Source organism: Orrella marina, from assembly GCF_003058465.1.
Lineage (GTDB): Bacteria > Pseudomonadota > Gammaproteobacteria > Burkholderiales > Burkholderiaceae_B > Algicoccus > Algicoccus marinus.
In genome coordinates this window covers 718,895-732,227 of record NZ_CP028901.1, presented here as the reverse complement: position 1 = coordinate 732,227, position 13,333 = coordinate 718,895, and the positions used below count along the sequence as shown (strand labels likewise).

At 56.7% G+C, this 13,333-nt stretch carries 11 protein-coding genes and 1 pseudogene; 9 read left to right on the top strand and 3 right to left on the bottom strand.

Going from position 1 to position 13,333, the window contains the following annotated elements; genetic code table 11:
• Positions 1 to 9: 9 nt before the first annotated feature.
• Entirely contained in the window at positions 10 to 132 is a 123-nt protein-coding gene (locus DBV39_RS20215; protein WP_265416028.1) for a hypothetical protein, read from the bottom strand.
• Positions 133 to 494: 362 nt separating this feature from the next.
• On the opposite strand from DBV39_RS20215, the gene DBV39_RS03235 reads away from it, so the two are divergent.
• From DBV39_RS03235 to DBV39_RS03220, 4 genes are all read left to right on the top strand, one after another.
• Positions 495 to 824, top strand: coding sequence for a YtcA family lipoprotein (locus DBV39_RS03235; protein ID WP_227870794.1), 330 nt, complete (start codon positions 495 to 497; stop codon positions 822 to 824).
• Between the two features lie 17 nt (positions 825 to 841).
• The gene (gene mdtN, locus DBV39_RS03230) at positions 842 to 1,933 is read left to right on the top strand and encodes a multidrug transporter subunit MdtN (protein ID WP_227870793.1); all 1,092 of its coding nucleotides are present in this window, start codon (positions 842 to 844) and stop codon (positions 1,931 to 1,933) included.
• 25 nt (positions 1,934 to 1,958) lie between these two features.
• Positions 1,959 to 3,944, top strand: coding sequence for an FUSC family protein (locus DBV39_RS03225; RefSeq protein ID WP_159078767.1), 1,986 nt, complete (start codon positions 1,959 to 1,961; stop codon positions 3,942 to 3,944).
• 404 nt (positions 3,945 to 4,348) lie between these two features.
• Positions 4,349 to 6,016, top strand: coding sequence for a TolC family protein (locus DBV39_RS03220; protein WP_108620333.1), 1,668 nt, complete (start codon positions 4,349 to 4,351; stop codon positions 6,014 to 6,016).
• Positions 6,017 to 6,268: 252 nt separating this feature from the next.
• Here the strand turns inward: DBV39_RS03220 and DBV39_RS03215 are convergent.
• A pseudogene (locus DBV39_RS03215) lies at positions 6,269 to 6,966 on the bottom strand (fumarylacetoacetate hydrolase family protein).
• Between the two features lie 520 nt (positions 6,967 to 7,486).
• On the opposite strand from DBV39_RS03215, the gene ppa reads away from it, so the two are divergent.
• Together ppa and DBV39_RS03205 are read left to right on the top strand one after the other, a co-directional pair.
• Positions 7,487 to 8,026, top strand: coding sequence for an inorganic diphosphatase (gene ppa, locus DBV39_RS03210; RefSeq protein ID WP_108620331.1), 540 nt, complete (start codon positions 7,487 to 7,489; stop codon positions 8,024 to 8,026).
• Between the two features lie 339 nt (positions 8,027 to 8,365).
• Entirely contained in the window at positions 8,366 to 8,803 is a 438-nt protein-coding gene (locus DBV39_RS03205; RefSeq protein WP_108620330.1) for a methyltransferase family protein, read from the top strand.
• A gap of 51 nt (positions 8,804 to 8,854) precedes the next feature.
• Here DBV39_RS03205 and DBV39_RS03200 read toward each other — a convergent pair whose 3' ends face one another.
• Positions 8,855 to 9,808 carry a LysR family transcriptional regulator gene (locus tag DBV39_RS03200; protein ID WP_108620329.1) on the bottom strand — a complete coding sequence of 318 codons (954 nt, stop codon included), beginning with the start codon at positions 9,806 to 9,808 and terminating at the stop codon, positions 8,855 to 8,857.
• Between the two features lie 194 nt (positions 9,809 to 10,002).
• Between DBV39_RS03200 and DBV39_RS03195 the strand changes: the two genes are divergently transcribed.
• From DBV39_RS03195 to DBV39_RS03185, 3 genes are read left to right on the top strand one after another with little or no spacing between them, the layout of a single operon-like run.
• A complete protein-coding gene (locus DBV39_RS03195) occupies positions 10,003 to 11,190 on the top strand; it encodes a CaiB/BaiF CoA transferase family protein (RefSeq protein ID WP_108620328.1) in 1,188 nt (395 codons plus the stop codon).
• Positions 11,187 to 12,203, top strand: coding sequence for an NADPH:quinone oxidoreductase family protein (locus DBV39_RS03190; RefSeq protein ID WP_108620327.1), 1,017 nt, complete (start codon positions 11,187 to 11,189; stop codon positions 12,201 to 12,203). The genes DBV39_RS03195 and DBV39_RS03190 overlap by 4 nt, the downstream gene beginning before the upstream one ends.
• 50 nt (positions 12,204 to 12,253) lie before the next feature.
• Positions 12,254 to 13,249, top strand: a complete 996-nt coding sequence (locus DBV39_RS03185; protein ID WP_108623059.1) for a Bug family tripartite tricarboxylate transporter substrate binding protein — start codon at positions 12,254 to 12,256, stop codon at positions 13,247 to 13,249.
• Positions 13,250 to 13,333: the final 84 nt, after the last annotated feature.

The window sequence follows — 13,333 nt, the reverse complement described above, 5'->3', positions numbered from 1 at the left end:
GTCTGGGAGTCATTCCGGATCCGGTATTCGAGTGACTTGAAGGTTCAGAGCCCACTCCGGGCTCTGAACCATGCCGTCCCATAGACGACCTGGAGCGCCCGTAGCATCATGCGCGTCATGATCGTCCACCATACTTTCTACTCCTTTCCACTTTTTTACCAGCATTTGCTTGCACGGTGTCGCCACAACAGTCGTTCTCATCAGTCTGCGCAATCTGCTACGATCAACTTAGCGCGCGAGCCTATGGCCGCTAGATCTGTTGCAACAGGACAGGCACAGCCGCTCGAGACGCCGCTCGAAATGTACCGCCGCTTCTCGATCGAGTTGACGCTTGACGCTTGACGCTTGAACGAAATCTGGCGATGTAACAGATCGGACTGAACTGTGACGCAGACTCCCGGTCGCACCATGAGAGTCGATATCAGATTGCATTCACATCAAAATCGTTGCCCTGAAACCACCGTTGCTGAATTCCGAACCATGCATCAATCCCCATGACTGGCACTCCTGCACTGAAGGCACCCTGCCAGCAAGCTGCCAGCGGTCAAGTAGCAGTGCGCTCGCTCATGACGGGTGCACTGATTGTGGGGTGCCTGTTGCTCTCGGGATGTATCAGTCCGCAGGCACCTGCCTTCTATCTGGCCGGGTCTTATTTCCCGAGCTGGCTGATCGGAACGGCGGTCGGCATCGTGCTGATGATTCCGATCCGGTGGTTGCTGATTCGCACCGGTATCGACGATGCCTTGCCCCTGCGTCTGCTCTTTTACACCTGCGTGGTGCTGATCATCGCGATGGCGTTTTCGTATGCCTTTTCTCCCCAATGAAGACTGACTGATACCCCATGTCCGACCACCCTTCCGACTTTGCTCACGACGACTTCGGCATGCGACCTGCACCGGCAAAGAGAATGATCGCGATTGCGCTGGTGATCGTGGTCATTGCCAGCACGATCTTGATGGCATGGCGATATTTTGTGTATACCGAGCGCAACCAGGTTTCCGAAGACGCCATCATCCAGGCCAACATTGTCCACATCGCAGCCATGGTGCCAGGCAAACTCGAGACGCTGGCGGTCAAGGATGGACAACGGGTGAGCAAAGGGGAACTTTTGTTCAAAATTGATCCCGCCACCTATGAACTGCGCGTGAGGCAGGCACGGGCTGAACTGGCCCTGACCAAGGCAGGCCTGAATGATCAGCTACGTCGAATCGAGGCTGAATCTGCCAACGCGGTGATCGCAGACGAACAGGTCCAGCGTGCACAAGCCAACCTGGAACTCGCTCAGAGCACGCTCAAGCGCCTGGAATCCCTGGCACCCAAAGGTTATGTGACTGCTCAGCAGGTCGATGCGGCCCGAACGGCCCAGCGTGATGCCGAAGTCAGCCTGACCCAGGCGAGCTCCCAGGCGAAAGCGGCGCAGGCGTTGATCGGCCAGACCGAAGCCGCCCAGGCAACCGTTGAAGTTGCCACCGCGGCACTGGCGATCGCCGAGAAAGCACTGGCTGACACAGTCGTTCATGCCCCTGGCAACGGACTGGTAGTCGGATTGAATGTCTCCCAGGGGGAGATGCTGGCCCCTGAGCAGTCCCTTTTTACGTTGATTGACACCGACGCCTGGTACGCCACGGCTCTGTTTCGTGAAACCGAGCTGCCTTCGATCAAGGTAGGAGACTGCGCCGCAGTCTACACCATGGCAGCGCCTGGAACGCCTATGAAAGGCCGTGTCGAGAGTATCGGCTGGGGCGTGACCACTGAAGATATGCTCAGTTTGCCGCGCACCTTGCCTTTCGTGCAGAAGTCACTGAACTGGGTCCGTGTCGCGCAGCGATTCCCGGTTCGCATTCTGATCACCGACCCTGTGACTGACCTGATGCGCGTGGGAGCCAGTGCAAGTGTCGTGATTCGTGACGAACACACCTGCGAAGGCTCGTGAACACACGTCAGGCGAAATAACGTCCATGCCAGCCAAGACAACCAGTACAGCCAACGTGATCAACCACAACGACGAGGGTCGAGGCGCACACACGCTACCGGCACGGAATCTGCCATTGTGGCGAGGTGTGCTCAATGAACTTGCGCCTTTTGACGGCAGAATGGCCATGGCCTGGCGCACTGCTGCGGTGTGTGCACTGGCCGCCCTGGTTTTTATGACTTATGAGGTGCCGCTGGTATCGATCGGTTGCTACCTGATCATGTTTCTGGCCAAACCCAACGCCCAGGAGAACGTGCTCGTTGCCATCGGAATCACCATTCTCGTATCGCTGGTGGTGCTGCTGCTACTGTTTCTGACCCGGCTCGCGATCGAGGTGCCGATGTGGCGCATGGTCATCATTGTCCTGGGCTCTTATTTTTTTCTGTTCATCGGTGCAGCCAGCGTTCTGGGCCCGGGCGGCAATATCGTCGCGCTTGTGATCGGCTTCATCATGACACTGCTGCCCTACGTGCCCTTTGGAGAAGTGGCCACGCGAGGCATCTTGTATGCCTGGTTGATGGTGCTCGTTCCCATGGGGGTTATCGTGGTGTTTCACACGATTGCCGGACGCAGTGCCCGAACGGAACTTCACGACAAGCTTGCCGAGCGTCTGAATCTGATCGCGCTTGCCGCACAGAGCGCATGTAGTCCCCCTGCCCCGACAGACGCCTTGAGTAGAACCGGCAATTCAGCTGATTCAGATGAGGATATGGTTCGCAGCATGCTTCTGAGAACGCTCAGAGAGGGTCAGGGCAAGCTTGAAACGCTCCTGAAACTCGTGCGCCTGTTTCATCTGGCACCCACCGCCCATTCGCGCGTCTTGGCTCAGGCCATTGCGCAAACGCAAGACATGCTGGTATGGCTGGCCACTATGCGTGACCCTTCAATCGTTCAACATGGCCTGCCACCGGAGCGTGATCCGACTCAGGTTCAAGTGTTCACCAGACGTTGCAAAGCGCTTGCGACTCTTCTGAAGCGCGACAAACTGGTCCAGGCTGTGCAACTCACTCACAGACAACCACTTGGCCAGTCTCTCGAGCAATCACCATTGCATCAAGGCGCCAGGCTCGATCCGCACACGTTGTCCTTGGTACAGATGCTGGATCAGATTTTTCGGCAACCTGCGAATGCGACGGTATCCGCCCCTGCACCCAAGCGTGAACATACCAAGTCGACAGGCAGGAAACCGGGGTTTTTCAAGGAAGACGCCTGGCGAAATCCGGAGTACTCCCGGTTCGCCATCAAAACCACCGCTGCCGCGGTGCTGGCCTACATTATCTACACCAGCATCCAGTGGGATGGCATCCACACGGCCATGATCACGTGCTATGTGGCCGCACTCGGCACGACTGGCGAGACTGTTCACAAACTGACTCTTCGCATCATCGGCTGTCTGATCGGTGCGGCCATGGGCATGGCGAGTCTGGCGTTTCTCATTCCATACATGACCTCCATCGGGCAATTGATGATCCTGGTGTTTGCTGGTGTACTGATTGCTGCCTGGGTGTCCAGCGGGTCGGAACGAATTTCCTATGCCGGCATTCAGATCGGCCTGGCGTTTCTCATGACGGTCCTTCAAGATTTCAAGCCAGATGTGGGCATGTCAGTCGCCATGGACCGGATCTACGGCATCTTGCTGGGAAATGCCCTGCTTTTCATCATGTTCACACGGCTATGGCCCGTTTCAGTCGCCACGACTGCCGAGCGAACCTTAAGGCGCTGTCAAGCGCACCTGGATGCGTTACGAGATTTGACATCAGGCCCCTCAGGGCTTTCCCGGGAGCAGCGACGCAAGCTGGTCGATGAGTGCCTGACAAGTACTGGCCAGGCCAGAGAGGCGCTGATTTACAACCGGTTTGAGCCCGACCGTCTGAGAGCCCGGCCGGAAACCCTGGCAAAACTCAGGCGTCAGATCGATTCTATCGAATCCCGGGCACTGGCATTGTCATCTGGCACACCAGACCGGACCTGATCAGACCACGTTCATTCAGGCAGCGTACCCAGGCGCTCCAATAGACCCAATAGACCCAATAGACCCAATAGACCCAATAGACCCGGCATGCGGTTTATTGCAAACAGCCAGGAGAAGTCTGAGTCCGCACAACGTATCAAGGAAACGTTTATCATCGAAGGGATCAGTGAGGTTCGTTCAATGCACCTCACACATTGCGACACGCTCACTGCACGCCGAGTACGCCGAGTACGCCGAGTACGACGAATCACGGCGTGAGAGGCTGTTTGTTTTTGATTTGGGTTTTTGATTTGGTTTTTTGATCTGTGATTTTCCGCGCACGGCGCAGCATCAACGACACATCGTCCGGGCCTGGCCTGGAGCCAGGCAGTTTTCATTTCACGCGTCCCCTCGTTACATGCCGCATGACTGATCCAGCAACGTTCATTCCATATCCAGACTACGAAACACGGCTCACAAAGCTTTTAGCGGGCCGTCTACAAAGGACCTTCTGTGCTGGGGCTCGCGCGCTCATACCTGCGTGTGCCATCGGCTTGTTGAGCGGTTGTGCGACCGAGGCGCTGGACCGTGCACCCGCTTCAGCCGAGCGCCCCTGGGTGGACCCTGAGATTGTCAGCGTAGCCACTGAAACAGTGACTGCCGGTCAGACCGGTGGTCTCACCTCAGCGCAGACGACCACCAGTCACAATAGCCAGGCACAGCCGACCTATCGGGTAGCCAGAGTCTCCGAAATCAGAGGACTGCCCCGCACGGAACTACCCAACCCTGATCAAACCTACAGTCTGGTTCAACTGATCGATCTCGCACAACAGAACAACCCGCAAACGCGTGCTGCCTGGAATCACGCCCGCGAAGCGGCACTGGCAGTCGGTATGGTCGAGGCAACCTTTCTGCCCGTCCTTTCAGCCAATGTGCTGGCAGGCTATCAACGCACGACCTTCCCTTCGCCACTGGTCATCGGGCCACGTGAGTTCGCAACCGAGGTGAGCGGGGTGGTGCCGGGCCTCGCACTCGGGTGGCTGGTGCTGGATTTTGGAAAAAGAAAGGCGTTGCTGGAAGGAGCCGAGCAGCTTTCACGTGCAGCCAACATCCTTTTCAATGCCGAGCACCAGAAGGTGATCTGGGCTGTGACCACGCGCTTTTATGAGTACAACCTGGCACGCGAACGGGTGCGACTTGCGCATGACTCGCTTGCGAGCCGGCAGCAGATCGCGCAAGCCACGCGCGCACGCCTGCAGGCAGGCATGGCAACCACCGTCGAAACGGCGCTTTCTGACCAGGGCGTCATGCAGGCCAGACTGCACCTGGTGAACACGCAAGGGGCCGAGCGCAATGCTTATCTGGGATTGCTGGCAGCGGTCGGTCTTTCACCAACAACCGAAGTCCGGATCGCAGCAGACACCTCCAAAGTCGCCACGGAGCAACTCAGAGCCAACACGAAGCTCACCGATCAGGCAATCGAACAAGCAATTGCCTCGCGCCCGGATGTCGCGGCGAGCTATGCCGCAATGAAAGCCGCTCAGGCTAATATCAAGGCAGTCGAAGCGGATTTCTTCCCGAAAGTCTTTCTGGGCGGGTTCCTAGCCAATAGCAACACCAGTTTCAACCTCCAGGGACTGCCTGGCTTCACCCAGCAGGCAAACGCAACAGGTGTTTTACTTGGGGTCACACTACCGCTCTATGATGGGGGGCTGCGCAATGCCCGCCTGGTCGGCGCTCAGATCAAAAGCGAGCAAGCCGCCAGAAACTTCAACCAGATGCAGCAAGACGCCGTACGTGAGATCGTGCTGGCGCAAACGGTCCTGGGATCAGCACTCGAGAGTGAAGCCACGGCCCGGGAACTGGTCAGTACGGCGCGCATCGCCTATAACGCAGCGCTGGATTCTTATCAGGAGGGACTGGCAACCATTACACTGGTGACCGAGGCAGCTGAAGGGCTCTTGCACGCACGGGAAGCATTGCTCGAGGCGCGGGTGGCATCGGAAGTGGCGGCTGCCAACCTGGCGTTCGCCATGGGCGAGATGACCTCGTCCAGTCAGGCGGTCCAGACGATACAAGGACGCCCGAAATAAATCAGAACGCACACCGAAGCATGTGAAACCGGGAGCATTCAGAAACAAGTGCAGATCGCGCGGCCAGATTCAGGGTCATCACACAGAAAGGTGACTGAACACAGACCGCACACAAACACCACAAAACAAAACGGACCACTCTTTCGGGGTATCCCCGAAAAAGTGGCCCTGATTCTTGTTGCTCTTGCAGGCACAAACGCCGTTGTTCTCTCTTCTTCTAACTTCTTCTTTTTATTCCTGGTTTTGACGGCCTCAGACCATCACGACTTCCAGTTGGCCCAGTCCTTCGAAAGTGCCAACCATGCGATCACCCTTGACTACCGCACCCACGCCTTCTGGAGTCCCTGTAAAGATTAGATCACCCGCTTTGAGTTCGAACAACCCTGACAGATAGGCAATGCTCTCGGGAATACTCCAGATCAGCTTGTCAAGATCACTGCTTTGTTTGACCTCGCCATTCACGGTCAGCGCAATGGCACCCTTTTCCAGAATACCAGTTTGACTGACAGGATGCACCGGACCAATCGGGCCGCCGTGATCAAACGCCTTGCCCACTTCCCAGGGGCGCCCCTGCTTTTTGGCTTCACCCTGAAGGTCACGACGTGTCATGTCCAGACCCAGTGAATATCCAAAGATGCACTCATTGGCTTTCTCCACAGGAATGTCACAACCACCCTTGCCCAGCGCCACCACCAGTTCCATCTCGTAATGCAGGTTCTGTGTTTTTGAGGGGTAAGGCATTTTGCCTTCAGTGCCATCCGGAATCACCAGCAAGGCATCGGCTGGCTTGCTGAAGAAAAACGGATCCTCACGCCCAGTAAAACCCATTTCCTTGGCGTGCTCGACGTAGTTACGGCCGACACAATACACCCGGCGAACGGGAAACTGGGCATCACTACCCACAACGGGCAAGGACACCACGGGGGTGGAGCAAACACGTAATCTGTCATCGATCATTCCTTTCAAAAAACAGGTAGCCCGTCTCACCAACCGTCACAGGCATCCCACCACGACACAGTCGAAAATTTTATTGCACTGCATTCTATCGGAGGGAACCGCTTGGCGGGTGATCGTCAAAGCTTGTCCAGCACACAATTTTCGTTGCAGTGGCGCCCTCTCTTGGATATACACCGATATATAGCATTACGAGCCCACATCTCACACCACGGTAGATGCAGCATTCATTCAGTCGCAACCATATCGCTACTGACACCAAAGGCTGTGGGCGTTAAAATTCACGAACAATTTTATCTAACTTTTTCTTAACCTGAGTACGGTTGCGTTCAACCGGTTGCATTCATTTTGCATGCGCACCAAATGCGACTGAACCGGGCAGTTCCTTTATAGTCGGTCGATCGCGCCGTTGCGTCAAGTTCGGCATTGCTCGCCTGGCGTGCAAGTTGAGTCGTACAATTTCAAAGAATCGTTTCTGCTTTACACATTTATCAACCATCTGGTGGTCTATTCAATATGTCATTCAACAAAGTCAGCCCCGGTGACAAAGCACCTGAAGTCTTCAATGTCATCATCGAAATCCCGATGAACGCCGATCCGATCAAATATGAGGTGGACAAAGATACGGATGCCATCTTCGTGGATCGCTTCATGAGCACCGCCATGCAGTATCCGACCAACTACGGTTACGTTCCACAGACCATCAGTGGCGACGGTGACCCCGTTGATGTGCTGGTGATCACGCCCTTCCCTCTGCTGCCTGGCGTTGTGGTTCCGTGCCGTGCACTGGGTATTCTCAAGATGACCGACGAAGCCGGTGAAGATGGCAAAGTGCTTGCTGTCCCGATCAACAAGGTTCTGTCGATCTACAGCCACTGGCAAAAGCCTGAGGACATCAACCCGATGCGCCTGAAGACCATTGCTCACTTCTTCGAGCACTACAAGGATCTCGAGGAAGGCAAGTGGGTCAAAGTCACGGGCTGGGAAGGTGCCGAATCAGCCAGAAAGGAAATCACTGACGGGATTGCAAACTACCAAAAAAGCAACGAACAGTAATCGTCTCTATCTGAGACGCCTGAGTTGATCGGTACCCGCCAGATCACTGTCAACTCGACCAACAGCCTCAACAGGCTCAACAGGCTCAACAGGCAGGCCCGGACCAGATGTCCGGGCCTGCCTGTTTCTATAGAGAGCACTCAAGGTCGGAACAGCCCTGACCCTGCTCGGGCAAGCACGATCATCGCAAACAGGCCGGTTCAATCTGCGTGCTTCTTGCGGTACCATCTTCGGCCGGACACGCTCACCCCTCCTTGCGGTTGATGCAGTGCAGTCACTTTACATTGGCTACCAAGTCGATCACACTGAAGGGACCTTAACTGCAAGGAGGGACTGACCATGGGTTACCTGCTCGTCATAATGCAGTTTGGCATTCTGGTACTACTCGCTGTGTGGGCAGTCCGACAGGATTTTGCGTCTCTGACGCAAGCGACCCCTATTGTCTTGCTGGCCGGGGCGGTTGTCATGGGTGTCTGGGCTGTTACAGTCAATCGCCCTGGTAACTTCAACATCACACCAGATCCCAAGCCTGGAAGCGAACTTGTCACCGCCGGTCCTTACCGATGGATTCGTCATCCGATGTACACCAGCGTGCTTTTGTTCGCTCTGGCGTGTGTTACGGTCATTGGCCACCCTCTGGCCTGGATCGCGTGGGTGATTCTGCTAGCAGTCCTGTGGGGCAAAGCCCGCATGGAGGAACAATACTTGCTCGACACACATGAGGCCTATCAGATCTACATGGTCGGCAAGCGTCGGTTCATACCCTGGATTCTCTGATTAAGCCTGGTCCTGAGGGTGTCTGTCGATCTTTACTGACAACAAATATGGTCAGTTCTTCTCTGGCAGTACAGCCATCCCCGGGTACCAGTCCTGCATCTTCTCGATGATATGTCGCACCATGAATTCGACCAGTGTCTGTGCGGCCAGACTGGGATAACGTCCACCTGATGCCATCACGAATAGCGAATCACCCGCCCCGCGAGCTGTGTACTCCGGCAACACCTCGACCAGGTCGCCATCGCGCAATTGCCGCCAGACGGCATAGCGAGGCAGCATGGCGACTCCCATGCCTGCAAGGACAGCCTGGACTAGAAACGGGTAGTCCCCCGACTGGAGCCGCGGGGTGATCGGAATCGACACGCATTGTCCAGCGCGATTGAGCTCCATTGCGAAGCTTCTTCCAACCGCGGCCGGAGTGATCACGGCGTGTTGCACCAGGTCGTCGGGCCGAAGTAGCGCAGTGGTCTCTCGCAGATAGTCTGGGCTTGCGCACAGACACCAGTGAACAGGTCCGACTCGGCTGACGACATCGGTCTGGTCCATGTCTGTCGCGATCTTGAGCGCCACGTCCACTTCGGCTGAAATCAAATCCCCCAGGTGATCGTTGATGTTCACTCGCAGCGTGATTGCAGGATGCTGTCGTACAAAATCCAGCAACAGAGGCGTGAGATACAGATGACCCAGCCCAGTCGGCAAGCGGATCCGGACGTCGCCTCGCACGATACGCCCCAACTCCTCGATTGCCGTCACAGCAGCAACCGACTCCTGCATCATCCGGCGAACATGCTCGTACAGAATCTTGCCAGCCTGGGTCAGATCCCGCTTGCGCGTGGTTCTACGTAACAGCTGTGAACCCAGCGATGTTTCGAGTGCTCTGAGCTGATGCGAGACATTTGCCCTTGTCATGCGCGCACGTCTGGCGGCTTCAGCCATGGAGCCGCACTCCACGGTCAGGGCAAAGAGTTTGAGTTTTTCCCAGTCAACTTGATTTTCTAGTTTCATGGTTAGGTTTCGATCCGGATTCGGTCTGAATTCAGGCTTTGATCAGAGAGTTCAAACCTATTGGCAAATATCGTTTGACAGTACTGTCAAAATTTAGATGATTGTCACATGAAGTTCTACCTACTAGCATAAATGCATGACACACAGGCATGACAACAATCTGACCTGAAACATCCAGAAAAAAAGGAGACAGCATGATCAAACCCTGGTCAGGCATCCGCATCCTCGACATCAGCCAAGGCATTGCCGGCCCCTATTGCGCACAGATCATGGCTTCACAGGGAGCACAGGTCATCAAGGTGGAACCACCCTCGGGAGACTGGGGACGGTTTGTCGGGGTCACCCATGGCGATCACAGCGGGCTGTCCCTGCAATACAACCAGGGCAAGCGCGGTGTGGCCCTGGATGCCAAGCATCCCGAGGGGCGCACTCTCCTGAGAGACATGATCCGGTCGTGCCAGGTCGTGATCCAGAATTTCCGGCCCGGCGTCGCCCAGCGACTTGGCATAGATCATGACACGCTGTGCGCCGACCAGCCGGATCTGGTCAGCGTCTCGATCAGCGGCTACGGACCCGATGGCCCGGCGGCCGACATGCCAGCCACGGATTCAGTCATGCAGGCTGATTCTGGTTTGATGTACATGAACCGCACGCCAGATGGAACACCGAGGCGCGTGGGCATGCTGATGGTAGACGCGGTCACAGGCATGTACGCGGCGCAGGCGCTGTCTGCGGCGCTGTACCAGCGGCTTGCCACAGGACAAGGAACACACGTCGAACTCAACCTCTTCGAAGCCTGTCTGGCGTTTCAAGGCATGAATCTGATCGAACATGCGTTGGCTGGCCCTCGCCCGGTCGGTGCCGTCAGTGCACCCAATGGAGTCTTTCGCACCGCTGATGGCCAGTTGACCATCGTCACCCTGAACAACCCGCAGTTCGAGAAGCTCTGTCGAGCGCTTGACACAACCGCCTGGCTCAGTGATCCGAGATTTATCGACAATCCCGCGCGCATGCGCAATCGAGAAGTGCTGGACGAACTCATCAACCAGGTACTGCAGCAGGCCCCGACACAAGTCTGGGTCAACCGCCTGCGAGAACACGAAGTGCTGCATGCCATCCTGCGCGATTATGACGATCTGATGCAGCACCCTCAGGTGGCACATCTGGATCCGTTTCAAACGCACACCGTTGCAGGACTGAATTCTGTGCAGATGATGAGCAGTCCGGTCGCTGCGTTTCGACATGAACTGAGCACAGCCCCGGTCATTGGAGAGCACACCATCGAGGTGTTACGCGATCTGGATGTTGACGAAACACGTATACAAGAACTGATACGGTCAGGCGTTCTGACCCAGGCAAACGAAGTTGGAGCACAATCATGAAAGCCATTGTCTGCGAACGATTCGGGGATCCTCGAGAGGTTGCCCAGGTGAAGGAAATCGACCCTCCCCCATCACCTGACTCTGGTCAGGTTTCGATAAGGGTCGACGCCGCCAGCGTGAGTCATGCAACCGAACTGCTGATTCGCGGCTCGTACCAGTCCAGTCCGCCGCTGCCTTTTTCGCCGGGAACAGAAGTGTATGGGGAGATCGTGGCTTGCGCAGCAGATGTCACCGCATTCAAACCAGGTGACAAGGTGTTGGCGATGACACGCTGGGGCGGGTATGCCCAGCAAATCAATCTGCCAACCCACACCGTCTATCGCGTGCTCGACGGCCTTGGCATGCGCGAAGCGCTGCCCTTGCCGCTTTCCTACGGTACCGCCTACACCGCGCTGGTGTGGAAAGCGCGCATGACGCCAGCGGACACCGTGTTGATACTCGGTGCGGGCTCAGGCGTCGGACTGGCTGCGGTCGAAATTGCCAGCGCGCTTGGTGCCACGGTCATCGCAGTCGCAAGCTCGCAGGACAAACGTAAAGTTGCACAGGACCATGGAGCCCACTACGCATTTGCACCTGACGACGAACTGGTATCAAACATCAAGGCCTGTAGCGGCAGCGGCGGTGCCAGTATCATCTTTGATCCGGTGGGTGCGGAACTCATGGAAACTGCCTTCAAGGCCGCCGCACAGGGTGCGCAGATTCTGAGCATCGGTTTCGCGGCAGGTCGCCCTCCCCGACTTCCCCAGAACATCATGCTGGTCAAGAACCTCACACTGCATGGGTTCTTTTACGGCCAGTACATTGGCTGGACCCCGCGCGACGAACGACTGCGCTACGAGACGCCGATGCGCGAGATGATGCGAACCCTGCAACAAATGGCGTTACGGGGCAAGATCCGGCCTGAGATCGTCAAGACATACCCCATGGAAGGACTGTGCCAGGCACTGGACGACCTGGGCTCGCGCCGGATCACCGGCAAAGTCGCACTCGAACTGAAAGGAGACACACCATGACACACAAAACCCGGAACCGACTCTCATTGCGGCCGACCATCCTGAAATCCATGCCCGCCCGTCTGTTGACATGTACTGCCGGTGCCACAAGCGCCATGGCACTGGCACTCACACTGCTCGCTACACCGGTGGCGCACGCTGACACGTCGGCCTACCCTGATCGCCCGGTGCAAATGATCATCCCCTATCCACCAGGTGGCCCCACTGATCTCACCGCCCGCGTGGTCGCGGCCGAGATGGGCTCGGTGTTAGGTCAGCCGGTTGTACCAGACAATCGCGCTGGCGCAAGCGGCATGATTGGCGCGGACGCCGTCGCCAAGGCCAGTCCAAATGGCTATACATTCCTGGCGAACGCATCAATCCATGTCATCAACCCAAGCGTCTACGACAAAATGACATTCGACGCACTCGAAGACTTCGTCCCCATCACCCAGCTGGCGCAGGTTCCACTGGTACTGGTTGTACCGGAATCGTCACCCATTCACTCCGTCGAAGACCTGGTCAAACTCGCCCAATCCAGGCCCGGTGGATTGAACTTCGGCTCGGCCGGCAACGCCTCGGCTCAGCACCTCTCAGGCGAGTCATTCAAGCGCGCAGCCGGCATCGACATGCAGCACATCCCCTACAAGGGAAGCGCACCGGCACTGCAGGACCTGGCGGGAGGTCAGATCGACTTGATGTTTGACTCAATGCCATCGGCCACACCGTTGATCAACTCCGGCAAATTGCGTGCGATTGCCGTGACAACCGCCAACCGTGCGCAAGCTCGTCCGGAGCTGCCCACCATCGCTGAAAGTGGCTACCCTGGCTTTAACATGGCAACCTGGTACGGTTACTGGGCCCCGAAAGGCACACCGCCAGCCATCGTCAACAAGCTCGCAGCAGCAGCCCAGGAGGCCCTGAAAAACCCGAAAGTGATCGACTCCTATCTCAAGATGGGTGCTGAGCCGGTTGGGTCGACTCCCGAAGAGTTTGCTGTCTATGCGCGTGACGAAGCGCAGAAATGGGGGCAGATCGTCAAGGAATCGGGTGCAAGGCGCGACTGATTGCGTCTGACAACAGGCTGGCATCGCACTCAAACAGCCCCGATTCAGGCTGTTTGAGTCTGTGATTGACTGTCCTTGCTCCGA